This window comes from Dubosiella muris, from assembly GCF_004793885.1.
Lineage (GTDB): Bacteria > Bacillota_I > Bacilli_A > Erysipelotrichales > Erysipelotrichaceae > Dubosiella > Dubosiella muris.
On record NZ_SRYG01000009.1, the window covers coordinates 21428 to 45983 of the forward strand.

Below are 24556 nucleotides of genomic sequence, written 5' to 3' on the forward strand. Positions count from 1 at the left end.
TTTTCACTATGTGGTTTATTGTAATATAGAAAGACAGATTATTCAAATGTTTACTCACATAATTCACACATATTTTTTAAGTAGAACGAATAAATAAACGTGCGGACCGGGCGGTCGGCGTCAATGAGCCGCATCGCGTGCTTGTACACGCCAAGCTGCGGGGTGTATTGTTTTTTTAACTCGTTGGCCGAAGCGACGTAGTCGCTCTTGAAATCGACAATAATCGTTTCGGTTTCGGCGAACACGACAAGATCCATGAACCCGTGCGTGATCCGGCCCTGCTCCATCACCGAGTAGGCGCACTCAAACTCGTGGCGGCACGCCATCCAGCGGGCGTAGTCGGCGTTTTCGTTAAGCGCCAGGATTTGTTCGACATCCAGCGGCGAAAGGGTTTCCCCGCGCTCTTTGGCCAGACGCTCCATCGCTTCTCGCTCGTACGGATACGGCAAGGTGGCGACGACGGCGTGCAGCAGCGTACCGCGCACGGTCCGGGTGTTTTCCTTGAGCGACACAGGCTTCCATCGCCGTTCCTGCTTGGCCCGCGAGGCGGTTTGCGACTCGATTTTTTCACGCGGTCCTTCATAGTAGTGGAAAGCGGGTTTGTACCGCTTCTTTTTTTTGACGGCCTGGCGGGTGTACAGCTCTTTGACCTCGTCCAGCACGAACAAGGCGCTTGGCTCGTTTAAGTACGTGTGAAGCAGCCAGCTTGTATAGCTGCGTTTTTGCAGCAGAGCTCTGGCGTTGAGCGGATAGCGGTACATGTCCAGCGACTTGATCGCGTCCACGATCACAAGCTCCTGCTCGGCGCGGGTTGTGGCGACATAAAGCACCCGCATTTCCTCGGCGAGCTCGTCGTGGAACTTTTTGGTTTTGAAGGCGATCGTCGCCCGCGACGGGCGGCTGAGCCGGCCGTTTTCGCTTAATGAACGCATCGCGATGCCGAGCTGCTCGTCAAAAAGCATAGGCGAAGAGGCGTCCATGTCGCGGCTTTCCTGCTGGGAGAGGATGTAGACGATCGGAAACTGAAGCCCTTTGGAGTGGTGCATCGTCTTGATTTTGACGACATCCTCCTCCTTGCCGTACGGATACGCCTCGCTTGTCCGGTCCAGATCGGCTTCCTCGCGGATTTCCGCCAAAAACGCCGTGAGGTTGCGCGGGTCGCGGAACTGAACCGCTTTTTCCAGCAGCAAGTCGAGATTGGTCTTGTCTTGCGCGTTGGTGTACTGGTAGTAAAACTGGTTGCGGTTGTATACGTGCCGGAGCAGCGCGGGCACCGGCAATCCCAACAAGGTTTGAAGCTCGTGGAACGCGCCCATAAACGATTTGTCCTTGATGACCGAATACAGCGACGCGTCCGGATCCCGGCTGGCGCCATACGCCGCGATTTGCGACTGGCTCACGCCGCACAACGGAGAGCAAAGCGCCCCAGTCAGCGCGATGTCCTGGTCGGGATCGAGCATTGCCTCCAGGCAAGCCATGATGATTTGGACGGCGTGGTTGGTGTAAAAACCGTGGTTGATTTCCGCCAGAACCGGAATGCCGTACGCCTCGAGGCTTTCTTTTAAAAACTCGTGGGTGCCATGGGTGCGTGTCAAGACGCACATGGAGCGAAACGGAATGCCTTTGGCGTGGTGCTTGAGAATGTCGTTGGCGATCAAATCCGCCCGGTGCAGCCGGTGCGTTTTTTTAGCTTCGATTTTGGACACGCCCTGGTCGATCGCCCAGTCTTCGTACTGGGTGAATAAAAAGCGAACCGGATGCTGCGCGATTTGTTTTTGGCGGTCGGTCCCGACTTTGGCGACGTCCTCGGCGAAAAACTGCGGCGTCAGAAACGACGTGTTCATGATGCGTTCGTAAAAGTCGTTGTTAAAGGCGACAATCGAAGCGGACGAACGGTAGTTTTCCCCCAGGATCAGCGTCTCGTGGCGCTCGTCCTGTTTTTTCATATGGCCGAGCATGATGGAAGGCTTCGCCTGCCGGAACCCGTAAATCGACTGTTTCATGTCGCCAACCCGGAACACGTTGTCGCCTCGCTCGATGCAGGCGATGATGCTTTCCTGCAACTCGTTGGTGTCTTGAAACTCGTCCACGAGGATGACGGCGTATTTGTTGCGAACTTCCTCCTGAATAAGAGGATCCTGCAGCAGGGCGTAGGCGAAATGCTCCATGTCGTTGAAGTCCAAAATTTCCAGCGCTTTTTTTTCCTCCTGGAAATTGGCGTGCACCCGCACGCAAAGCTCGACGAACAAAGCGGCCGTTTCAGCTTGGCGCGCCTCGTCGCTGGCAAAGCGCTCCAGGCTGAACAAGTGGTCGACGATTTCGGTTTCCATTTGCTTGTACTCGTCCGCGATGTCTTTGAAACTGTGCTTGTTGACCGACTTTGGAAAACGCTTCGTGTTTTCGATGGCGTCGATCATATGGACGCGGAACGCCGGGTAGTCCATGTTGTCCAGATCCTGGAGGCAGCGGCGAAGCAGACGCGCTTTGGAGGCGAACAGCTCCTCGTTGTCGGCCTGGGTCTTGGCGCGGGAAAACTCCATGTCGCGCACGGTTTCCAGCATTTCCTCGGCCATGTCCGCCATCGCTTCGGCGCGTTCCTTGAAAAACTGAAAGAACCATGGCTCCAGCGCCTCGTTGGGCTTCAGACAGCCGCGCATCCAGGCGCCGGGATCGGGTTTGGCGTTAGCGAACGCCAAAAAGCGGCGGACAGCGTCCATCCAAACGTCGTCGTCGCTGTGGAACGCGTGAAAGTACAGCCGCAGCTTCGCCATCGCGACAGGATCGGTGTCGGCCATCGCGCGCCGCATGGCGGTTTCAAACGCTTGTTTTTGATACGTCCCGTTGTCGACGCGTTGCGACATCGTGTACGAGATTGGGATTTTGTAGTAGTAGGTTTGCACGATTTTATAGCAGAAACTGTCGATGGTGGAAATGTCGGCCTGCTCGAGCAGGGCGAGCTGGTCAAGCACATAAGGGCTTGGCTCCTGGGCCGACAGGCGGGATTTGAGCCGGGCTTTCATTTCTGCCGCCGCGTCCTCGGTAAAGGTCATCGCCAAAATCGTGTCGATCGAAATTCGGTCCTCGATGACGAGCCGGGAAAGCCGTTCGACAAGAACCGACGTTTTGCCCGAGCCCGCGCTGGCGGAAACGACAACGTTTTTTCCCCGGGAATCAATCGTTTTTTGCTGCTGGTCGGAAAATTGAATCATGCGCGTTCTCCTTTCTCCTTGGTCGAGGCGCCGTTGCGGCAAATGATTTTGTATGGACAATACACGCAGGCGCTTTTTTCATGCACCGGCAAGATGTCGCCTTGCGCCAGACGCTCGAGCGCCTGCTCGACTTTAGACTGCATCTTTTCTTCTTTTTCGGTGTATGTGGGCACCTTTTTGAGCACTTTTTCCAGCAGCGGGTCTTGCGCGGCGGGCGGCAGGTCCTGCACGGCCCATCCGTCCACGAACCGCTGCAAGGATACCTCGTCGTTTTTTTGCGTTTCGCTCATTTCAATGGCGTCGGGCTGGGTCGTGCGGTAGTTGACTTTGAACGCGCTTTGCGGCACGGCGTGCTGCTTGAGGGACAAGTCGAACACCCCCAGTCCGCCTTTGTCGTCGAAGATGCCGGCTTCCTCAAGCGCGGGATCGACGACAAGAAACGACACTTTCATCGGGTCGTACTTTTCGATCGGCCCTTTCATTTCCACGCTCACGTCTTTCCAGCCAAAGCCCTGATCCAGCTCGTATTCCTTGTTGAGCAAGGCAAGATGGAGCCGGTCCTCGAAAATTTCCAGCGTCGAAATCAAATCGTGAATGCGCGCGCCGTATTCGACGATCAAACTGTCGAAAGCCGCCGTCCGCGACGGAAAGATTTTTTTGGCGAACGCGAACTCCTCGGCGACTAGCGAACGGATCTGGTCGCGGGTCAGTTCGGCGAACGTCGCGTTGCGCAGTGTGCGGGCGCGCTGAAGCACGCGCGAAAGCAAGCTGCCGTCCACCCGGATGTCGTCCTGGGTTTTGGGCCGGTTCAACGCCAGACCGTAGCGCAAATAGTAGCGCAGCGGGCATTGCTCGAACGTGCTCACCTTGGAAAACGTCGTCGTGTGGCGGCCGTTTTTAAAAAACAAGGACTGGGCCTGCCCGGGATCGAGGTCAAAACCGGGAACCGTCGTCGCGAACACGTCCGGAATGTTGACGAAGGTTGGCCGTTTGGCGACCCAGGACTCCAGCTCGGCGCTCGCTTCCAGCGATTTGCCGGCGTAGTCGGACTGCGGGACGATGATCGTGAGCTCGGCGCAAGCCCCCAAAGTGGAAAAGATGGCTTGCCGCTGCTTGTTGAGGCGCTCTTTTAACGGCGGAAACGTCGTGTGGGCCAAAAAGCTTTCATCAAAGATGCCGCTATACATGGACAAAGCCGGAAACACCTTGGCGTGGGCGCCCAGAAAGAACGTCGTCGGCCGCAGCGGACTGATTTCCTGCCGGGTGCCGACTAGCACGCCCGAAAGCGACTGGGCGGTTTGGGCGAACGAGGCTCGCTCTAGAAACTGGATGAACAGGGAGAAATCGTCGCCGGTTTCGATTTGGCTGGCGATGGAAGCGTAGTTTTGCACGATTGTGTCAAACGCGTTCAAATCCTCCTCGGTTGGCTCGGGAATGGTGGCCTGGATCTCGGCGGCGAGCGCTTCCACGTCGTGTCGGGTCCACGCTTGCAGCGCCCGGTGGCTTTCCATCCACGCCTTGGCGTCCAGCTCTTCCTGCTGCCACGTCAAATAGCGCCGCTCGCTGATGAGCGCGTTGTCCTCGTATGGGATGGCGTCCAGCTCGATGCCGTCGAAATGGTTCAAATACCGGACGACAGGGGCGCTTTCCTCGGGATAGAGCGCCTGGATCAAGGCGAGGTACGTTTCCTTGTCCGGCTGGCGCAAATAGCGCAATCCGGCCAGAAACCGGTCGGGAACCGTCGTGGTTTGCGGCTGGCGCAGCAAGGTGTACGGAATGCGGTGGGCGTCGAAGATTTGCGCGAGCACCTCCTGGTCGCCGGGATCGGCGAGCGCCACGAACACGTCTGTCGCCGGCAGGCGGCGTTCGAGAATCCGGTCGGCCACGATTTCCATTTGCTTGCGGGCGTTGGCGCACGACAAGTAGACGGGCGGTTCGGATTTTGTTTCGTTTTCGAGCAGGCGGGCGCCATGCGCGAGCAGAAAGTCGATCCAGTAGGACTGTTCGAAAGTCCACTCGGTTGGCAAAATGAAGATTTTCGTGTACGGAACGTCGATGGCTTCCAGGTCGGCGCGGGTCGGCACGCCAAGAGGCACCGGGCCAAGAAGTGTAAGCACTTCGTTTAAGTCGCGCTCTTTCCGGGTCGTTTCGGGAAAGCGCTCGATGCCGTACAAGGCCGCCAGCTTTAAAAAGCGCAGGCACGCTTTGAGAAAGTCGAGGTCGGCGCGCGAGGCGGAAAACGAGTTCGTTTCCGGCAAGGCGCGTAAAGCCGCCTGGCAGGCGTAAAGCGTTTCGATTTCGCTTGGCCCGGCTTGCGGCAGCAAAGTGCGGATATACGTTTCGACGGAAAAGATCTGAATGTTTAGACAGTTTCCTTTTTGACGGTGCACCATGTCGTACAAGCTCAGGTGCAAGGCGCCGGGCGCGAGCAAGATCGACTCGTCAGGGATCTGGATCATCCAATCCCTCCTTTCTTTTTCTATTATTTCTGAACTTTTTGTTTATTTTACCATAATTTTATGGATGGAAAAACCAAAAAACAAGTCCGGATGGACTTGTTTGGCGTCAAAGCGCGATGGCGCTTTCCAGGGCGAGCCGCATCATGGCGTCGAAATTTTGCTCGCGCTGCTGCGGGGTGGCGATTTCGTCCTCGTACACAAACGAGTCGGAAACCGTGCACAGGCAGGCCGCTTTTTTGCCGCAGACGTTCGCGTTGTGAAACAAGCCGAAGCTTTCCATTTCGACGATTTGGCAGCCCAGAGCGATCGCGTCGGCTTTGGGCTGCTCGATGCCGTTGTAAAAAACGTCGCTGGAATGAAAGCGGATTGGATCGACGCGGATGCCCAGCGCCAGAGCCTGGTCCAAAATGCAGGCGTTGACGTCCATCGCGGGAAACTGGATCATGTTTTCGTCCCCGGACATCGTCAGGGCGTAGGTCGATTCGCTGTACGCGGAGTCGGCGAGTACGACATCGAAAACGTGGCGCTCGGGTGCGTAGGCCCCGCAGGAGCCGATGCGGATGATGACGTCCACGTCGTAGGTGGTGAAGAGCTCGTACGAATAAATGCCAATGCTTGGAATGCCCATGCCGCTGCCCATGACCGAGACTGGCACGCCTTTGTAGGTGCCGGTGAATCCGAGCATGCCGCGGATGGTGTTGAACGGCTGGATGTCCTGCAAATACGTTTGGGCGATGTGGCGGGCGCGCAATGGATCGCCGGGCATCAAAACGACGCGGGCGATTTCCCCTTTGGCGGCTTCATTGTGTGGTGTTCCCATAAAAACCTCCTTTTTCCTCTAGCATAATGGAAGCGCTGACGGAATGCAATTTTTCGTGACCCATGCCGGTTTGGTGTTATAATTTTGAGGTAAAGGAAGTCTTGCATCATGGAAAAAAAAGTCAGTCCCGTGAAACAGCTTATTTATATTGTAATCGGGAATATTATTCTCGCCGCCTCGGTGGCGTATCTTGTGCTGCCCAACAACATTTTGTCGGGCGGCGTGGCCGGTGTGGCCGTCGCGTTGCAGCCGGTGTTTCCGATCGACCCGGTTTGGGTCATTGACGGGTTGACGATCGGCTTGTTTGTCGTCGGCGCGATTTTTTTAGGAAAGCGGTTCGCGCTGAAAACGATTTTGTCTTCGATTATTTATCCGATGCTGATCACGTTGTTCTCCTGGACGGTGACACTGTTTCCGGCCGGTACGTTCGCGCTGGATCCCATCATCGCGTCGGGTTTCGCGGGCGTCGGCATGGGGGTCGGGCTCGGTTTGGTGTTCCGCGTGGACGCGAGCACGGGCGGTATGGATATTTTGGCGTTGCTCGTGCACAAGTATTTAAAGCTGAATGAAGGAAAGAGCGTCATGATCATCGACATTTTGACGGTTTTGCTTGGCTTGTACACGTACGGCTTGCAGGACGCGCTGGTCGGGGTGCTTTCGGTCGTCGTTTCGGGCGTGATGATCAACCGGATGATTATGCTTGGCTCGCAGGCGGCGATGAACGTCATGATCATTTCCGACCAGTGGTCCGCGATTCGTCACGAGTTGATGGAGGCGCTGGATCGCGGGGTGACGCTGCTGGAAGCCAAGGGCGGCTACAAAGAGGAGTTTCGGCCGGTGGTGATGTGCGTGATCATGCAGCAGCAGTATCCGGAGCTTGAGCGGCTCGTGAACGCGATCGACCCGCACGCGTTTATGATCGTCAACAACGTGCACTCGGTGCATGGCGAGGGATTCAGCCGGGGGCTCGTCCAATGACAAAACAAAAAATCAAGGAAATGATCGTTGTCGAAGGCAAGCACGATTCCAGCACGCTGCGGGCGTATTTCGACTGCGACACGATCGAGACGGGCGGCGACCAGCTGTCGGCGCAAACGCTGGAGCGAATCAAAAAAGCGCAGCAGGAGCGGGGCGTGATCGTGTTTACGGATCCGGACTCGCCTGGCGAGCACATCCGCCGGCAAATCAAGGCGGCTGTTCCGCAAGCCAAGCACGCGTTCATTCCAAAGGAGAAGGCGCGGACGACGAAAAAGGTGGGCGTGGAGCACGCGCGCAAGGAAGATCTGTGGCGGGCGCTTGAACAGCGGGTGACGTTTATCGAGCACAACGAGTCGCTGGCGTGGTCTGATTTTATCGACTTTGGCTTTGTGGGAAACAAAGCGCTTCGCCATGGCGTGTGCGAACGGCTCGGGATCGGGCCGTGCAACGCGAAGACGTGTTTCCGGCGGCTGAACGAGATGAACGTGACGAAAGAAGACCTTTTGGAAATTTTGGAGGAAAAACTATGAACGAGGCGATCGCGACGATCAAAAACACAAGACGGATCCAGGCGCAGTACGATGTTCATGCCAAAAAGGCGTTTGGGCAAAACTTTATTATCGAGCCGAAAGTCGTGGAAAAAATTGCGGACGCGGCTATCGCGTCGCCAAACGATCTGGTGATCGAGGTCGGACCGGGAATCGGGGCTTTGACGCAGTTTTTGTGCGAGAAAAGCGAGCATGTCGTGGCGTTTGAGATCGACGAGCGGCTGCCGGATATTTTGCGGGCGGAAATCGGAAGCGACCATTTGGAGATTTTGCTTCAGGATTTTCTGGAGGCGGATATCGACGCGGAAATCAGGGCGCGGCGCAAACCCGGACAGCGGGTGGATTTTGTTTCGAATTTGCCCTACTATATCACGACGCCGATTTTGTTTAAGCTGTTCGAGGCCAGGGAGCATCCGGACACGATCACGGTCATGCTCCAGAAGGAAGTGGGGGAGCGCTTTCTGGCGCGGCATTCGGACAAGGCGTACAACGCGCTAAGCGTCATCACGGCGTACCGGTGCCGGGTGAAAAAGGTGATGGATGTTTCGCGGCACGTGTTCATGCCAAAGCCGAACGTGGATTCGATGGTGATTCAGTTCACGTTCGTGGATCGCGAGCCGGTCGCGGACGAGGATTTGTTTTTCGAGATGGTAAAAGCGTGTTTCGCCCAGCGCAGAAAGACGCTTTACAATAATTTGCAAGCGTGGCTGGCCGACAAGGAAGCCGCGAAGTCGATGCTGGAAAAATCGGGGCTGGAGCCAAGCGTGCGCGCGCAGGAGCTCGAGCTGGAGGATTTTATCCGTTTGTATGAGGAGAATTATGAAACGATACGCGCCTGCAAAGGTAAACATTGCGCTTGACGTTTTGGGCGTCGACGCGCGGGGCTATCACGATTTGGATATGATCATGGCGCCGGTTTCCTTGTTTGACGAAGTGGAAATCGAGCCGGCCGCCCGGGACGTGGTGGAATTCGTGGGAATGGACGTTCCGGAAGCGAACACGGTGCGCAAGGCGATTGACGTGATGCGGGAACAGTTCGGATTTTCGACGCGTTTTTTTGTGCGGGTCGTCAAGCGGATTCCCGAACAGGCGGGACTGGCGGGGGGCAGCGCGGACGCGGCGGCCGTCATGAAGGCGATTGTCGAGCTGGAGGGGCTGGATGTGTCGCTGGAGCGGCTGATGGAGCTGGGCGCGAAGGTGGGGGCGGATGTGCCGTTTTGCCTGCTGAGCCGGTGGGCCCGCGTGCAAGGCATAGGCGAGCGGGTCGTCCCGATCGAGTCGGACTGGCGGTTTTTTATCGTGCTGGTGAAGCCGGCGCAAGGCGTTTCGACGCCGCAGGCGTTCGCGCGCTGGGACGAGGGCGTCCAGACGCGTATGGATGTGGATCGAACGCAGGCGGCGGTGGAGCGAAACGATTTGGACGCGCTGATGGCGTCGGTATGCAACGCGTTGGAGGCGCCTGCCATCGAGCTTGTGCCGGCGGTGGAGCAAGTCCGGCAGGATTTGCTGGCGCAGGGTGTCGCTTTGGCGCGCATGACGGGGTCCGGCTCGGCGGTGATGGGCTTTTCCAGGGACAAGTCCGTTTTGGAGCGGGCGGCCAAAAGCTTGCGGACGAAGTATCCGTTTGTGGAAATCGTCCAGGTTGGATAAGGGGGATGGAAGATGTCGTATTCGGTTTTGAAGTTCGTGATCTTTCTTGTGTGTTTTGGCGTGAGCTTTTACGCGTGTTCGGCGATTGAGTTTCAGAAGTTCATGAAGGTGCGCGAGCCGCGGAAAGTGGTGGTCCTGTTGTTTTTGTTGTCGTTGTCGCTGGCGTATGTGGCGTCGCAGGCGATTTTGGAGCTGACGATTTACAACGGGTTTGGTGGCTGACATGTTTGAGAGATGGTATGTGCTCGATGTGGGAGCGCACACGTTTCGGCTGTACGATGTGCGGGGCGACGAGCTCGTTCGTTTTCCGGCGTGCTATGGGGTTTGCGAAGGGCGCGTGGAGAAAGTGGGAAAAGAGGCGTTGTCGTTTGTGTATCGGGATCCGCGGCGCTGCCAGGTGCATTATCCGGTGGATGACGGGTATTTGCTTCATGACTTGCGGGTGCTGGTGCATGAGGGGCTGCAGCGCATTGGCGCCCATGAGCATTTGCTCAAGCCAAGCTTGCTGGTGTACGTTCCGTTTTCCTTGCCGGAAACGGAGCGGGAGAAGTGGCAGGAAATCCTGCAAAGCGAAGGGGTGAAAAAAGTGAGGTTCGTGACGCTGGTCGATGTGTACGAGTCGTTTGGGGACACCCGCTTTGTGATCCATGTCGGACACTCGGTTTGCGAGATGGCGATTTTTGTGGAGGGGCGCTGCGTCATTCGCAAGTCGATTCCATTCGCGGGCCGGCAGGTGGGCGAGGCGATTCAGACGCTGGTGGCAAAAAAGACGAATTGTCTCATTTCGAGCGAGGACGCCAACGCGATGATGCTGACGGCTTCGTCGTTGTTGCAGGAGCGCAAAAACGCGACGTTGAGCGCGGCGGCGTTTGACCGCTATCAAAACTATGTGAAGATTCAGGTGCGGGGTTCGGATTTGTGGCCGTGTTTTCTTGAGGTGGAAAATCAAATCGCCTGGTGGGCGAAGTCGTTGTTTGAAACGGTTTCTTTGCCGGCTCAAGAAAAGATTGCCAGCCGGGGCGTGGACCTGCATGGCGGACTGGCGGAGCTGTTTGGCCTTTCCAAATTGTTGTCGAAGGAGCTGCAATGTCCTGTGATTTGTTCGAAGGACCCGGAATATGATATGCTCAAGACAATAAAGGAGCTGGCGTAGTGAATGAATTGAAGGTAATGGTGCTGCCGTTTTTGATTTCCCTGGGGATCACCCCTTTGGTGAAATGGTATTCGGTGGCGGCCAAAACATATGCGAAGGAAAATAAGAGAACGGTCCATCATGGCAAGATCTCCCGCATTGGCGGCGTGGCGATTTATTTGGCGTTTATGATCACGATGGCGGTGTACATGAAGGCGGATCGGGCGATTACCGGCATTTTGGCTGGCGGTTCGATCATGTTTTTTACCGGCTTGGTGGATGATTTGATTGATATTAAGCCGGTCGTCAAGCTGTTTTTTGAGGTGGTCGCGGCGCTTGTGCTGATTTATTATGGCGTGCAGGTGGATGTGATTCGTCTGCCGTTTGGGATCCAAATCAATTTTGGCCTGATTTCGTTTTTGTTTACGATCCTTTGGATCGCGGGCATTACGAACGCGGTGAACCTGATTGACGGGCTGGATGGCCTGGCGGGCGGCATGAGCGTGATCATTTTTGTGGTGACCGGTTGTCTGGCGCTCATTGAACGGCGTCCCGATATCATCGCGCTGGCGTTTATTTTGGCGGGAAGCACTTTGGGGTTTCTGGTGTACAATTCGCATCCGGCGAGTATTTTCATGGGGGATTGCGGCTCGTTGTTTTTGGGGTTCATGATTTCCGCGATTTCGCTGATGGGGTTTAAATCGAGCACGATTTTGACGCTGGCGCTGCCGATCCTGCTACTGATGCTGCCGATCGTGGACACGTTGTCGGCGATTTTGCGGCGAACGTTGAAGGGAATGAAGTTTTCGCAGGCGGATAAGAGCCACTTGCATCATTTGCTGATGAATCAGTTCGGCCACCGCAACACGGTGATCATCATGTGCTCGATGACGGCGTTGTTTGGCTTGAGCGCCTATGTGTACATGATCAATCGCAATTTGGGATTTTTGACCATTTTGATTTTGCTGTTTTTCGTAGAGCTGTTTATCGAGAAGTCGGCGATGATTTCCGTGAAGTTCCACCCGATGCTTGGATTGTGGCATCGAATGGAGCGGATGATGGAGAGAATGAAAAGCAACCGCCATAAAAAGAAAATGGAAAAATAGAAAAAGGAGAATACCGATGAATCAGAAAAATCGGATCTCCTTTTTTTGTTAGCTTATAAGAAAGGGCAACACCTTTTTGCGGATGTTGGCGGAGTAGCCAAGCTGATCGCACGCTTGCCTGGCGGAAAGACCGTGGTTGAGCATGAGTTTTTGGGCGATGATCACAAACGTGGAGATCATTTCGCCATTTTCGGTTTTCAAAGCATTTCTTTCTTTGTTCAAAGCGATTTTTTCCTTGTTCAAAGCGTTTTTTTCTTTGTACCATTGTTTTTCGGCCTCTCGTCTGCCTTCGGCTTTACCTTTTTGAATGATATTGTTGATTACACTTGCCATGGTTTGTTCTCCTTTCGAATCGTCTGGTTGAAATTGTTCTAAATACTCGTAAAACGCCTTTTTCATCTCTTTGTCGTTTGACAAGGCGGCTAACGTCATCAAGGTTTCTTCGATGTATTCTATTTTCCAGTGGGTCGGTGGAATATATTGTTTCCCGTGAGACTGACGCATTTGCGCGCAATAATCCGCGATAATGCGGAAATCACTGGAAATGGACTCGATCTTTTCACGACTCCAGCACGAGATGTTTTCTATATTCATTTTATAATCGAACAGAAATGGTTTCAAGTCGGGATAGGCGTCAAAATGAAACAGCTGGGCGAAAGATTTTGGTTGCCAGGCGAAGCGGTCATAGTGGAATGTGAACAAAACGCAGGGAATGAGGTGCGTCAATGGAATGACAGGATCTTTTTTTCGCTTGGTCGCTTTGATTTGGCGCATTTGCCATAAGAAGACGGCGCCCATGTAGCAAAAACAGCGAATGGGCATCATCCGGTCCGCCTTTGTCTGGTTTTCGATACAAAAAATAAAAGGCCGGTTGTTTTTGGAACCCATTACGAGAACGCATACGTCGTGGTACAGGGGATGAAATCGCTTATCGAGCAAAAAGGGCTGGGAAATCGAAAGATAGCGGATTTGCGAAGGCTGAATGACGGGTTTGTTGTCGTAAAGCAGAAGGTTGATCAAGGAGGCCAGAACGGTCGGAACGCGCAGAAGGGCCTTTTGGGAAATATCCTTGTTTGACATAAATGAATGAAATTCCTTTCTTGGATAATGGTTGAGGATAAAGGAGAGAATCTCCATATCGCGAATAAAAAAATGTAAACCGGTCGAGCGACTGGTTTGAAATGTTTCTGCCCGATTATAACAATTTTCTTTGAAAACGCAAAGAAAAAAGGATAAAAATCCCATTTCTTTATTTTATCCAGTCGGTTTTTCAACAAATCTGTTTTGTTTTCTTCGTTCGACGTCTTTTTTACAAAAATAGGAACAGTCGTATAAAAAATCATATGATTGGTCACAAATGGGAAAAGAGGAGCTATGTATTACTGATATGTATTAACAAAATTAGAATCTTTCCGGCATGGATTGGTTGACTTTGACTTATTTATAAGCTATGTTTTGAGTACTTTTAACGAATGATTTAAAAAAATTAAAACAATTTGTGAAAGTTGGGAAAGGAATCGAAGGGAAACGATCAATGAGGGATGGAATGTGAAGAAAAATCCAAAGCAAGTCAGGGAGGTTCGTGAAATCCCTTCGCTGGAACTGCTCGAAAAAGAAAGGGACCGGGTCAAACACAATACAAAATACCGGTCCACTTTACAAAGTACGGTGGGCGTGCTCGTCGTGGTCGCGGCGATCGCGATTTTGGCCGCCACGCTCTGGCTGCCCGTGCTTCGAATTTATGGAACCAGTATGACGCCGACGTTGGAGGCTGGGGATATCGTGTTGTCGCTGAAAGGAAGCGACTTCAAAACAGGGGATGTTATTGCGTTCTACTATAACAACAAGATATTAGTAAAAAGGGTTATCGCCGGACCAGGCGACTGGGTATATATCGACGACGACGGCACCGTGTTCGTCAATGGCGAGGAAATCGTCGAGCCGTATTTGCAAGACAAAGCGCTCGGGGACACGGATTTGGAGTATCCGTATCAAGTGCCCGAGAAACGCTGGTTTGTGATGGGCGACCATCGCAGCGTGTCCATGGACTCAAGAACGCGGGCCATTGGACCGGTTGCCGAGGAGCAAATCGTAGGGAAGCTGAAAGCGAGAGTATGGCCGTTCAATAAGATCGGCGTGGTATAAGTAGAGGAAGGAATTGAATATGAAGGGAAACAAGATTGGGAAACGGATATGGCACCGTTGCGTCACGGCGTTAAGCTGTCTGGTGGTTTTTTGCACGACCTACGCGCTGATTTTACCGGCTGTGGCCTTGGAACACGACAAGACGACCTTTTATTGCGAAAAAGAGGAGCATCAACATACCGATGAATGCAACCACTCCAAAGATCCATTGTGCGGACAGGAAGAGGGTAAAACGCAGCCAGGACATACGCACGGGGAAGAATGTTATGAGATTCGTGTAGTGGAAAATCAAATTTGCGGACTGGAAGAAAACGAAAATCACCAGCACAATGAACAATGCTTTGAAACCATTGAAGAAAAAAATTTGATTTGCACGCAAGAGGAAGCACCGGAAGAAAAAGGGCATAGCCATTCGGCAAACTGCTATTTGAGCGTCGATCCAGTATGCGGCAAAGAGGAGCATACCCATGCACGCGAATGCGAGTCCAACAAAGCGTTGAAGGAAACAAAAGATGAGTGGGAAAACTCCATTCCGAAAAAACTCGATGAAGAGCTTTCGAAACGAATCGTTCAGGTGGCGGATTCGCAGCTGAAATACAAGGAAGTGCTCGAAAACTTTGAAATCGTGGATGGCGTGGAAAAAGGATATACCCGCTATGGCGAATGGTATGGCCGCCCATATGAAGACTGGAACATCATGTTCGTGTCGTTTGTTCTGAAATATGCGGGAGTCTCGAACGAGAAAATCCCATACGGACACGACTGGAATGAATGGATCGAAGATTTAACGAAAAGAGAACTGTTCGAACCGGAAGACTATGAAGCGCAAAACGGCGATCTCGTTTTCTTCCGGGATCAGGAAGACGAAAACGATCTAGATAAAAAAATTCAATCCTATGTTGGCATTGTGAAAGACCACAATAAGAACAAAGTGATTATCGGGGATTTTGAAGACGAAGTTCGGGAAGTGATCGTAAACGAAGAAGACTACAAAGTTCTCGCCTACGTCCATCCAAAAGAAGAGCAGGTGGATGTGGAAAAACCGGAGCAACAGCCTGTACAACCTGATGAAGAAAATCCAAATCCGGAAGAAGAACCAAAACCGGAAGAAGAACCAAAACCGGATGGAGAGGAACAGGAACCACAAGAAATCGAGTATCAGCTTCCGGAAGAGTTTACGGCGGAAACCGAGGACTTCACTCTCGTTCTAAAACCACGGAAAATCGCGGGTGTGGAAACTGAAGTCGACGAGACAACAGAGAAGGAAGAAAAGCCAGTCGATGAAAACGATGGGCTTGCCATGAAAAACTATGTTTTGCCAACCGAGGAAAACATGCAGGATAAACTGGATGAAGAACAAAACATGACCGTGGAAGAATTTGATCAAATCCAGGAAGACAACCTCCAGCAAAAAGAGGAAGAGGAAAATAAACCGGTTCCAACGCTTGTCGTGGAGAAAATGGATGAAACAAACATTCCACAAGAAGACCAGGAAGAGGTCACTCAATTAAAAGCGCAAAGTCTGGAAGAAGTCGATCCGGAACAACTGCTTGACCTGTCGCTTTACAAACTTCGCTTCTTTGTTGGCGAACAGGAAGTGAATCTGGAAGACCAGAAGTTTGATGCCGAGTTGACACCAACTGAACAGTTTGTGGAGAAGTATGACACTTCCAAAGAGTTGGAGGATGTGGCGCCAGAGGCGGAAATCGGAACAGAGTATACAATTCAAACGTTGTCTTCTATCGAAGTGGAAAATAATGAATTAAAAGAAGATACCAAAAAAGAGGAAAATTCTCAATTATTAAATGAGGAGAACAAAACTCTTGGATTTTCTTTGCGGGGAAAAATGTTCAGCGCGAAAGCTTCACAAACTCCCAACCCAACTTTTACAGTGCAGACCTATGGGAATGTGAAAAAAAATATATCGACAAATAAAGGTGATAATACAATTCCAGTTGTTGATATGACAAATGGTACACCCTCCTTAGGACAAAATGTCTCATTGCAGCATTATAAATTAACAACAAATGGGAAATTCGATAAAAAAACAGTTGTTTCAAAAATATATGAGGCCAAATCCTATCAGTATCATTCAGCACCAAATATTTCGTATTTTGATATTCTTATCCATAACGGAAATTATAAATTGAAAGAGATTTGGGTGCTAAAAGATGGAAAAAACGCGGAAAGTAATACTAGAACAGATTGGACTATAAAAAATCCATCCACAACCCACTTTACGAATCGGCAAGAAACTTATAATAGTGACCCTGATAAATACATATTGATTCAGCCAAACACGACAATTCGACTTGTCTATGACTTATCAAGTTCCAACTTTAGCTCGAATGCAACATTCTATGATTACGACATCACAGAAGATGGGGTAAATACTCGTGTTAATAGTAAAGCAAAAGGTATCAATAACCCTTCTAACTATACCGGGTCGGGAAGTAAATATGCTTTTGGAAATTCAAATACAGGTACTGGACTAGCCGATATAACTTGGAAGAAGAATCATAAAATCAACTCATATAACGGGAGCGCAGGGGATCCAAGTGGAAATGGCTTTGTATTTGATATGGTTACCGGAGTTGATACGAACGGAAATTTAAAATGGAATAGTGGAATCATAGCTCCAAAAATATTTGGATCAACATCTCAAATTGGAAAAAAAGTGTATCCAAAAGGGAATCAATTAACTTTTACCCGTCAAGGAGATACCTATACATTAAGCAGTGTTTCAGGGGCAAATGTTAAAACAATTAAGAATTTGGACACATTTAATCATCCAAAAACAGGAAGCACGACATATACGACTATTTGGACGAATAATTTTTGGCCATTAGATGGAGTGAAAAACACAGATCCGCATGCGGGAACTTACGATAAAAATTATAACAGTAGCCTTCGCGCCACAGAAACTTATAAAACAAATGGCACTTTGAAGCACTATCCACCTGGAGATGATGGCTTGCCGCATAACAATTTATTTGGAATGACGTATGATATTGATTTCACTCTTGATCAAGATTATGTGGGTCCATTGGAATATTTCTTCTATGGCGATGATGATTTATGGGTATTTTTAGGAGAGTATAACGAAGCAACCGGTCAATACGAAAATTATAGAAAGATTTGTGATTTGGGTGGAGTGAAACCTTCGCGTGGAGCCCATGTTGATTTAAGAACATCTATTCTTCCTGTGTCAGGCCAGAACACGACAAAAAAATACCGGTTGAAAATTTACTATACAGAGCGTGGACTTTCAGGTTCTACATGTTATATGGAATTTACCCTTCCATCAGTTTCTGGTGCAGAAACCGGACAAGCCACAGGCGGGTTGAATATTTATAAAGAAACAGAAGATTTGGATCAAACCACAGATTTTACGTTTAATGTGAAGTTTTCTAAAAACGGGCAGCAACTTCTTGATGATTATGCGTATACAAAATATGACGCAAATAACCATAAAATTGAAGATAATTTAATTATCGCAAGCAACAGTAATATTACTCTGAAAAAAGGAGAATATATTTCGATTAGTTATTTGCCTATTGGAACGACTTATACTGTATCAGAGTTAAATGTGGATTCTTCTACTGAAGTGTACACAGGAACGAGTAATGGAAACTATGTTTTATCGCCGGATAAAACCTTAACGGGAACAATTACTCAAGGTGGTAACACGGCTACAGTATATTTCAAAAACGTTCGGTTCTTTAAACTTCCGGAAACAGGAGGTTTTGGAATAAATCCTCCACTGATTGCAAGTGGAGCTGGATTGATGACAACATCCGTGTATGTCATTGGAATCCAGAAGAAAAAGAGAAGGAAGAAATAAGGAGTTTCTTCATGATCTTTAACAAAGGGAAAGGGAAAATCAAAATGAGAAAAATCAGAAAACTATTGACTGTTTTCGCGGCATTCTTTCTTGTGCTTGGCTTAACAACAAATGTACAAGCAGAAGCAGATCAAAATCAGGGTACATCCGCTAAAACAAGAGGAAGTATCACAATTCAAAACACTTTAGAAGGAAAAACGTATACGATTTATAGAATGTTGGATTTGGAAAGTTATAAAAAGCCGGCAGATCAAACAGATAAGGGAGCATACTCGTATAAAGTTCTTCCAGCTTGGAAAGGATTTCTTGAATCCGGGGTTGGTGCACAATTTTTTGAATTGAAAGAGCAAGACTATGTAGTAGTACATCCAAATGCGCAAGTAACAGCGGAGGGACAATTTGTAAATGGAAAGATTTTAACGGATGCGGCTTTGCAATATGCAAAAGAACACAATATCCATGCTACTCAACATGCTACAGCGCAGGGGAATACATTAACATTTAGTGACTTAGATTTAGGATATTACTTAGTGGATTCGGATGCAGGTGCCTTATGCGCGTTAGGAACAACTGACAACAATAATGTCACCATTAAAGAAAAGAATGGGATTCCAACGTTAGAGAAACAAGTTCAGGAAAAACCAGATAATTCATGGGGAAATAAAAACGATGCGAATATTGGCGATACGGTAAATTTTAAAGCGACAATCACGACCGCTGCCGGAGCTATGAATTATAAATTGATTGATAAGATGGAGGCAGGTTTAACCTTAAAATCCGACAGCATTGCTGTGAAGATTGATGAAACAATACACCAAGCTGGAGCTAATCGTTTTACGATAACAAGTACAACGGATCGAGGATTTGAGATTAAATTCGCCGATACCTGGATTCAGAGTCTTCCAGTTGGGACAACGATCGTGGTGGAGTACCAGGCGACGTTAAATGAAAATGCTGTTATCGCTGGGAACGGAAATAAAAATAGTGCTAACTTACAATATGGAGATAAAACGGAGTCTTTCTTTGAAACAGGCGAAAAAGAGACTCATACATACACTTGGCCAATCGGAATTTATAAATATACCCAAAATGGCGAGGAACCAGAAGCAACTGAAACGGCCCTGGCTGATGCAGAATTTTATTTGAGTACAAACAAAACCTCGGCGGGAACAACAGAAGAAGAGGTTCAGAACGGTGCAGATGTTATTAAATTTAAACCAACGACTGCTTCTGAAGGAACGATTCCAACGTATCAAAAAGCAAGCGGAGAAGGCACTGTTTCAATTATTAAAACAGATGCAACTGGTAAGTTTATACTTCAAGGATTGGATGCAGGAACATATTATCTTCACGAGTTTGCCGCGCCAGATGGATTTAATAAATTGGCAGGACCGATCAAGGTTGTAATCACACATGAAGCGCTTACTACTCCAGGTTCAAATTTGGGATATACTGTGGAATCCACAGTAGATGTTGATGCTACGGATAATTTTGAGAACGCTACAGACGATATTAAACATGAAAATACAAATATTGCAGTCAAGGTTTTAAATACAACCGGCGCTCTCCTCCCATCCACAGGTGGTATGGGTACGACTCTGCTCTACACCATTGGTGCGGGCCTGATCGTGATTTCAGGAATCCTTCTGATTACCAAGAAAAGAATGTCACACGAATAAACAGTACACAAACAATTAAAAAGAATTAAATATAGAAACGAAACAAACAATACCATGAATCCGGGAAACCGGATTCAATGGTAGGGAGAACCTTATATGAAAAAATTTATTACAAAGAATTGGTCGACGATTCTATTGGTAGGTGTCTTCATTGTAGGGTTGTCCCTACTGTTGTATCCTACGATTTCCGAATGGTGGAACGCCTCGCGTGCTTCACGCGTGATTGGAGGCTATAACTCGGTCGTTGATCAAATGGACTCGGCGGAAGCGGAAAAAATGCTTGAAGAGGCGAGACAGTACAACGCGGATCTTTTAAAGGAACAAAATCGGTATTTTCCTTCCGAAGAGCTGCATGCGCGCTATGAAAGTTTATTGTCGCTCGATGGAAACGGTTTGATGGGATCCATTGAGATTCCTTCCGTAAAAATCAAGCTGCCGTTGTATCACGGACTGGAAGAGGAAATCCTCCAACAAAACATCGGGCATATTGAAGGCACCTCGCTGCCGGTAGGAGGCGAAAGCACTCATGCGGTGGTTTCCGGACATCGAGGGCTGCCATCCGCAAAACTATTTACCGATCTGGACCAGCTGGAAACAGGAGACGTGTTTCTATTTCGTATTTTAGGGAAAACATACACGTATGAAATTGACCAGATTCGCACCGTTCTTCCCGAAGAAGTCCAGGATCTGGAAATCGAGGAAGGGAAAGATCTCGCGACCTTGGTGACTTGCACGCCATATGGAATCAATTCGCACCGTCTTCTGTTCCGGGGACATCGGGTGGAAAACAGGCCGGAAGATTTCGTAAACTTCGGAGCGGAAGTGCGGCTCGTCGATAAACATATCGTAGCCATCAGCATCGGCGTTATCCTCTTGATTGGAATCGCGATTTGGATGGGCGTGAAAAGAAAGATAGGAAAGTAAAAAGAGAAAGAAGGGAAAAGTATGGAGAAAAGAAGCAATAAATATAGGAAATTTTGGATGGTTCTTGGTGTCTTTGGACTCGTCGGCGCCTTCTTTATTTCACAAACACAAGTCAAAGCGGTTTCTTTGCCAAGAAAATGCTCGGTTCAATTCGAAATTGACGGATACAAGGATACAGCCAACGCGGACATTGTGATTGATCTATATAAAGTGGCGGATGCCATTGAAGATCCGGTATACGACACGTATTCCTATGAAACCATTGGAGCGTTCCAAACGCTCAAAGACAAGTTGGTCGACTTAAGTACGATCACAAATCAAGATTATCAAGCCATCGCGCAGGAAGCGGCGAAACTTGTGCAGGAACAAAAAGCCGGAACGCCCGCAATCACCACGTCTTTGGATGCGCGCGCGCCAATCGAATCGGGATTGTATCTCGCTCTTCCACACAGCCAAAATATGGAAGACTATTTTCGAACAATAAAAACACCGCAAGGAGAAACATTGGTTACATACGCCAACTCGGTGTTGCACACGTACAATTTCCAACCGATGCTCATTTCGCTTCCAGGCAAGGACGCGATGAACGGAGAAATCTCTTCCGCCAATCCGGGCACCTGGAACGACGATTTGACAATCACACTCAAAGTGGAAGAAAGTTCGCGCCTGGGATCGCTGGAAATCGTGAAATCCCTGAATCAATTTGATGGCAATGGAAACGCGACGTTTGTCTTCTCCATTGCGGCGTACAAAGACGAGACGCGACAGGAGCTAGTGTACTCCAACGTGGAATCCATCGTGTTTGATGGAACAGGAACCAATTCGGTTCAGCTGCTCAACTGTATTCCGGTAGGATCGTATGTTGTGATCGAAGAGGTGTACTCGGGCGCCTCCTATGAAATCGTAGGCGCAAGCACGCAGGACACGACGATCGTGTCAGCCGAGGAAATCGCTTCGGTTTCTTTTGAAAACACATCGAACAACACCGATCATCATGGCAGTTCCGTAACCAATCGCTTCACGTATAACGATATGGGCATGAACAAGCCGGAGCAGGATTTTGGAGGGCAGTAAGATGAAAAAAATGACAATGTATTTATCCATCGCCTCCCTTTGCCTGATCGCGATGGTTGGGGTCCAGGAAACTTTCGCTTATTTTACAACGTACGCGGAAGCGAGCGGTCAAAAACGAATCGACTTGTATTCCGATACGACCATCGAGGAGGAATTTCCGGAAGGAAGCTGGACAAAAAGAATTTCAGTCAAGGCGGAACAAAACTCCATTCCGGTATGGGTGCGCGTGCGAGCGTTTAGCGGGACGGAATATCCGCTCCAATTTACCAGTGTCAGCGGAAAATGGGTGGAAAAAGGCGAGTATTGGTATTATCAGGACATTGTAACGCCACAACAGCCAACCGACGAGCTATTGATCACGATTGACGCCGAACAGCCCGAAGAGCACGATTTCAATGTGATCGTGGTGTCCGAATCCGTGCCGGTCCAATACGATGAATCCGGCAATCCGCTGGAAGCAAACTGGAACGAGCAAATCGAAATAGAAAGGCCATAAAAGATGATGAAGAAAATAAAACACTTTTTAGCAAAGCCGATTGTCACCGTCTTGCTTCTTGTGCTGGCCGTTGGTTTGCTGCTTGGATCCGGCGTGCAGGGAACACGGGCCGCGCTCAACTATTATTCCGACACGTATCAGTCGCGGCTTTCGTTAACGCAAATCGGCGTCTCGTTAGTCGAAAACGATCGCGTCGTCGCTTCCCGCGACTACAAGGAAAACGGGGAGTGGACAGGCGATGAATCCGGTTCCTTGTTAAAGTCGATTGTGGAAATGAAAGATTTTAAAATAGGTCAGCGGTACCCGGAAGTGCTTGCGGTAAAAAACACAGGCCAAATCAACGAATTTGTCCGCGTAACCCTTGTGAAGTACTGGATTGACGAAGATGGAAATAAAATTCAAGACATTTCGCCTGATCTCATTGATTTTTCGATCGTGGAAAACGGGCAATGGATCAAAGATGAAACCGCGTCGACTAACGAAAGAAATGTCTATTATTATAAAAATCTGTTAGAGGCTGGAGAAACAAGCGCGCCTTTGACGGACGGATTTAAAATTGACCGGAAGCTGCACGAACATAAAAAAGTGGAAGTGACGGAAGAAGACGGCAAAGTCATCACGACCACCTCCTACACGTATGATGGAATCGAATTTTGTGTCGAAGCCAAAGTCGACGCCATTCAGGAACACAACGCCGATGAGGCCATCAAAAGCGCGTGGGGAAAAGACGTCCACGTCCGCGGGACCACGCTCTCGCTTCAATAGAAAGGGGAAAAAAGATGAACAAACTCACTACGATCCAACGCGTTTCTCTTAGTCTTTGCGCCCTTTCGGTATGGATGGGAAACGGAACGCCCATCCAGGCGAAGTCGTTTCAAAACGAAACGGAATGGGCCGTCGTGTTCTCGAAACAAAACACGATGGAAAACAACTTCACGACCGGGCAAGTCGACGATTTGCTTTATGGAATGCAGCCCGGAGATGACGCGACCATTGAAATCACGATAAAAAACGAAAACAAGGACGCCACCGACTGGTATTTAAGCAACGCCGTTCTCCGCTCGCTGGAAGATGGCTCCGCCGCCAGTGGCGGGGCGTACGCCTACGCGCTCGTCTACACCGACCCGCAAGGAAGAACGGACACGATTTACCAGTCAGAAACGCTTGGAGGAGAAGCCGGACAAGGCACGGGACTCAAAGACGCCACCGATTCGCTCGACGAGTTTTTCCTTGTCGACACGCTAAAACAAGGGCAGGCAGGCACCGTTTCCCTCCAAGTCGTTCTCGATGGCGAAACGCAAGGCAACAGCTATCAGTCGACGCTGGCCGATCTGCAAATGGAATTCGCGGTGGAAAAAAACATCCCCGCGCAAAATCAAGTCACGCAAGGAAAACCAACGACGACCATCCTGACCGGGCAAACAACCAAAAGTCCAAACACGGCGACATGGACAAGCCGGCTGCCGTGGCTGCTGGTCAGCGCGCTGAGCGGCGCCATTCTGTTTGGCCTCGCGCTTGTTGGAATCAAAGAAAACAAGGAGGAAAAACGGCATGAATAAAAAAGGCAAATGGCTCTCCATGGCGTTCGCCCTCGCGCTTGGTATGCAAACAACCGGCCTGTCAATCCAGGCCGAGGACTACACGTATACCGTCCGTATTCACGCCGGCAACCATGGCAGCATCGACGGCCGGGATGAAATTCTCGTTAAAAACCTGCCGTACAACACTCAGTTCACGTTCCATGCGCAAGACGTCCAGCTTGATCCCGACAGCAAATACTACGTCAAAGGAATCAAAGAAAGCGGCAAAGACAACGACACCGCGCAAATGCGCGCGTCGTTTCCTGTCAAAGAAGACATGGATCTTGTCGTGTCGTACGGCATGCGCTCCAACACCACGCAATACATGATTCACTACGTGGACGAAGACGGAAACACGCTGGCGCCAAGCGTCACATACACCGGCAACGTCGGCGACCGTCCCGTTGTGGCGTATTTGTACATTGAAGGCTACCAGCCGCAAGCCTACAACATCACAGGGACGTTAAAGGAAGAAGGAAACGACTGGCGATTCGTGTACCAGCCCGTTCCAGCCGGAACGACAACGGTGCTGCCAGGGGAAACGACCATCATCGACCAGACGACGACGATCACCTCGCCGGCAACGACGACCCCGGCGACCCCGGGAACCACAACGCCGCCCGCCGCAACTCCGCCCGCGGCGGAGGAAGGAACGACGCCGGCTCCAGCGCCGGGACCTGGCGAAGCGGAAGAGGGAACGGACAATCCGAACACGCCGCAGGAAATCATTGACATCGACGATCCGGATGTGCCACTGGCCGGGCCGGAAGGCGAGAAAAACGAGCAAGCCAGCTCGAATTGGTTTTCGTGGCCAGTCATAGCCGGCTTTGGCGCGCTCGCCCTCGTCATTGCGGGAGGCATCGCGTATTTCCTCGTCCGAAAACGACGCGAAGAAGAGAAGTAAAAAAAAGA

20 protein-coding genes are annotated in these 24556 nt (G+C 50.1%); 16 read left to right on the forward strand and 4 right to left on the reverse strand.

The genetic code is table 11. From position 1 onward, the window contains the following. Nucleotides 1–50 precede the first annotated feature (50 nt). The 3 genes from E5336_RS05455 to deoD form a co-directional block, all read right to left on the reverse strand. Nucleotides 51–3209: a UvrD-helicase domain-containing protein gene (locus E5336_RS05455; protein WP_135980067.1), complete on the reverse strand. Its 3159-nt coding sequence runs from the start codon at nt 3207–3209 to the stop codon at nt 51–53. Next, on the reverse strand, nt 3206–5668 hold the full coding sequence (locus E5336_RS05460) for a PD-(D/E)XK nuclease family protein (RefSeq protein WP_135980068.1): 2463 nt from the start codon (nt 5666–5668) through the stop codon (nt 3206–3208). The genes E5336_RS05455 and E5336_RS05460 overlap by 4 nt, the downstream gene beginning before the upstream one ends. 106 nt (nt 5669–5774) lie before the next feature. Next, nucleotides 5775–6488, reverse strand: coding sequence for a purine-nucleoside phosphorylase (deoD, locus tag E5336_RS05465; protein ID WP_135980069.1), 714 nt, complete (start codon nt 6486–6488; stop codon nt 5775–5777). A 108-nt stretch (nt 6489–6596) separates the two neighbouring features. On the opposite strand from deoD, the gene E5336_RS05470 reads away from it, so the two are divergent. The 7 genes from E5336_RS05470 to E5336_RS05500 are packed head-to-tail and all read left to right on the forward strand — an operon-like array spanning nt 6597 to nt 11902. Continuing rightward, on the forward strand, nt 6597–7466 hold the full coding sequence (locus E5336_RS05470; protein WP_135980070.1) for a YitT family protein: 870 nt from the start codon (nt 6597–6599) through the stop codon (nt 7464–7466). Continuing rightward, nucleotides 7463–7996, forward strand: coding sequence for a ribonuclease M5 (rnmV, locus tag E5336_RS05475; protein WP_135980071.1), 534 nt, complete (start codon nt 7463–7465; stop codon nt 7994–7996). The genes E5336_RS05470 and rnmV overlap by 4 nt, the downstream gene beginning before the upstream one ends. Beyond that, nucleotides 7993–8874 (forward strand): 16S rRNA (adenine(1518)-N(6)/adenine(1519)-N(6))-dimethyltransferase RsmA, encoded by an 882-nt coding sequence (gene rsmA / locus E5336_RS05480; protein ID WP_135980072.1) that lies wholly within the window; start codon nt 7993–7995, stop codon nt 8872–8874. The genes rnmV and rsmA overlap by 4 nt, the downstream gene beginning before the upstream one ends. Next, nucleotides 8834–9664: a 4-(cytidine 5'-diphospho)-2-C-methyl-D-erythritol kinase gene (ispE, locus tag E5336_RS05485; protein ID WP_168353567.1), complete on the forward strand. Its 831-nt coding sequence runs from the start codon at nt 8834–8836 to the stop codon at nt 9662–9664. The genes rsmA and ispE overlap by 41 nt, the downstream gene beginning before the upstream one ends. Nucleotides 9665–9676: 12 nt before the next feature. After that, complete coding sequence (locus tag E5336_RS05490) at nt 9677–9886, forward strand: DUF1146 family protein (RefSeq protein ID WP_135980074.1); 210 nt, start codon at nt 9677–9679, stop codon at nt 9884–9886. A gap of 1 nt (nt 9887) precedes the next feature. Next, nucleotides 9888–10817 (forward strand): rod shape-determining protein, encoded by a 930-nt coding sequence (locus E5336_RS05495; protein ID WP_135980075.1) that lies wholly within the window; start codon nt 9888–9890, stop codon nt 10815–10817. Beyond that, a complete protein-coding gene (locus E5336_RS05500; RefSeq protein ID WP_135980076.1) occupies nt 10817–11902 on the forward strand; it encodes an MraY family glycosyltransferase in 1086 nt (361 codons plus the stop codon). Before E5336_RS05495 ends, E5336_RS05500 begins: the two co-directional genes overlap by 1 nt. Before the next feature lie 48 nt (nt 11903–11950). Here E5336_RS05500 and E5336_RS05505 read toward each other — a convergent pair whose 3' ends face one another. Beyond that, entirely contained in the window at nt 11951–12982 is a 1032-nt protein-coding gene (locus tag E5336_RS05505; protein ID WP_168353568.1) for an Rpn family recombination-promoting nuclease/putative transposase, read from the reverse strand. Between the two features lie 468 nt (nt 12983–13450). Here E5336_RS05505 and lepB point away from each other — a divergent pair, with 468 nt between their 5' ends. The 9 genes from lepB (at nt 13451) to E5336_RS05550 (ending at nt 24548) form a co-directional block, all read left to right on the forward strand. Then, complete coding sequence (lepB, locus tag E5336_RS05510; protein ID WP_277820794.1) at nt 13451–14047, forward strand: signal peptidase I; 597 nt, start codon at nt 13451–13453, stop codon at nt 14045–14047. A 19-nt stretch (nt 14048–14066) separates the two neighbouring features. Then, on the forward strand, nt 14067–17891 hold the full coding sequence (locus E5336_RS05515) for a DUF7601 domain-containing protein (protein ID WP_135980079.1): 3825 nt from the start codon (nt 14067–14069) through the stop codon (nt 17889–17891). 11 nt (nt 17892–17902) lie between these two features. Next, nucleotides 17903–19570: an isopeptide-forming domain-containing fimbrial protein gene (locus E5336_RS05520; RefSeq protein ID WP_135980080.1), complete on the forward strand. Its 1668-nt coding sequence runs from the start codon at nt 17903–17905 to the stop codon at nt 19568–19570. Between the two features lie 96 nt (nt 19571–19666). Beyond that, entirely contained in the window at nt 19667–20494 is an 828-nt protein-coding gene (locus E5336_RS05525) for a class C sortase (protein ID WP_135980081.1), read from the forward strand. Between the two features lie 57 nt (nt 20495–20551). Further along, nucleotides 20552–21568 (forward strand): hypothetical protein, encoded by a 1017-nt coding sequence (locus tag E5336_RS05530; protein ID WP_135980082.1) that lies wholly within the window; start codon nt 20552–20554, stop codon nt 21566–21568. Between the two features lies 1 nt (nt 21569). Continuing rightward, on the forward strand, nt 21570–22064 hold the full coding sequence (locus tag E5336_RS05535; RefSeq protein WP_135980083.1) for a hypothetical protein: 495 nt from the start codon (nt 21570–21572) through the stop codon (nt 22062–22064). A gap of 3 nt (nt 22065–22067) precedes the next feature. After that, nucleotides 22068–22829: a hypothetical protein gene (locus E5336_RS05540; RefSeq protein WP_135980084.1), complete on the forward strand. Its 762-nt coding sequence runs from the start codon at nt 22068–22070 to the stop codon at nt 22827–22829. 14 nt (nt 22830–22843) lie between these two features. Further along, entirely contained in the window at nt 22844–23623 is a 780-nt protein-coding gene (locus tag E5336_RS05545; RefSeq protein ID WP_135980085.1) for a hypothetical protein, read from the forward strand. Beyond that, on the forward strand, nt 23616–24548 hold the full coding sequence (locus tag E5336_RS05550) for a MucBP domain-containing protein (RefSeq protein ID WP_135980086.1): 933 nt from the start codon (nt 23616–23618) through the stop codon (nt 24546–24548). Before E5336_RS05545 ends, E5336_RS05550 begins: the two co-directional genes overlap by 8 nt. The last annotated feature ends 8 nt before the right edge of the window (nt 24549–24556 follow it).

What these genes read in the sequence shown, in the direction of transcription:
- E5336_RS05540 (WP_135980084.1), top strand. Translation starts at nt 22,068, where the DNA reads ATGATGAAGAAAATAAAACACTTTTTAGCAAAGCCGATTGTCACCGTC.
- rsmA (WP_135980072.1), top strand. Translation starts at nt 7,993, where the DNA reads ATGAACGAGGCGATCGCGACGATCAAAAACACAAGACGGATCCAGGCG.
- E5336_RS05505 (WP_168353568.1), bottom strand. Translation starts at nt 12,982, where the DNA reads ATGTCAAACAAGGATATTTCCCAAAAGGCCCTTCTGCGCGTTCCGACC.
- deoD (WP_135980069.1), bottom strand. Translation starts at nt 6,488, where the DNA reads ATGGGAACACCACACAATGAAGCCGCCAAAGGGGAAATCGCCCGCGTC.
- E5336_RS05470 (WP_135980070.1), top strand. Translation starts at nt 6,597, where the DNA reads ATGGAAAAAAAAGTCAGTCCCGTGAAACAGCTTATTTATATTGTAATC.
- E5336_RS05520 (WP_135980080.1), top strand. Translation starts at nt 17,903, where the DNA reads ATGATCTTTAACAAAGGGAAAGGGAAAATCAAAATGAGAAAAATCAGA.
- E5336_RS05455 (WP_135980067.1), bottom strand. Translation starts at nt 3,209, where the DNA reads ATGATTCAATTTTCCGACCAGCAGCAAAAAACGATTGATTCCCGGGGA.
- E5336_RS05530 (WP_135980082.1), top strand. Translation starts at nt 20,552, where the DNA reads ATGGTTCTTGGTGTCTTTGGACTCGTCGGCGCCTTCTTTATTTCACAA.
- E5336_RS05490 (WP_135980074.1), top strand. Translation starts at nt 9,677, where the DNA reads ATGTCGTATTCGGTTTTGAAGTTCGTGATCTTTCTTGTGTGTTTTGGC.
- E5336_RS05495 (WP_135980075.1), top strand. Translation starts at nt 9,888, where the DNA reads ATGTTTGAGAGATGGTATGTGCTCGATGTGGGAGCGCACACGTTTCGG.
- ispE (WP_168353567.1), top strand. Translation starts at nt 8,834, where the DNA reads ATGAAACGATACGCGCCTGCAAAGGTAAACATTGCGCTTGACGTTTTG.
- E5336_RS05515 (WP_135980079.1), top strand. Translation starts at nt 14,067, where the DNA reads ATGAAGGGAAACAAGATTGGGAAACGGATATGGCACCGTTGCGTCACG.
- E5336_RS05460 (WP_135980068.1), bottom strand. Translation starts at nt 5,668, where the DNA reads ATGATCCAGATCCCTGACGAGTCGATCTTGCTCGCGCCCGGCGCCTTG.
- E5336_RS05550 (WP_135980086.1), top strand. Translation starts at nt 23,616, where the DNA reads ATGAATAAAAAAGGCAAATGGCTCTCCATGGCGTTCGCCCTCGCGCTT.
- rnmV (WP_135980071.1), top strand. Translation starts at nt 7,463, where the DNA reads ATGACAAAACAAAAAATCAAGGAAATGATCGTTGTCGAAGGCAAGCAC.
- E5336_RS05545 (WP_135980085.1), top strand. Translation starts at nt 22,844, where the DNA reads ATGAACAAACTCACTACGATCCAACGCGTTTCTCTTAGTCTTTGCGCC.
- E5336_RS05525 (WP_135980081.1), top strand. Translation starts at nt 19,667, where the DNA reads ATGAAAAAATTTATTACAAAGAATTGGTCGACGATTCTATTGGTAGGT.
- E5336_RS05535 (WP_135980083.1), top strand. Translation starts at nt 21,570, where the DNA reads ATGAAAAAAATGACAATGTATTTATCCATCGCCTCCCTTTGCCTGATC.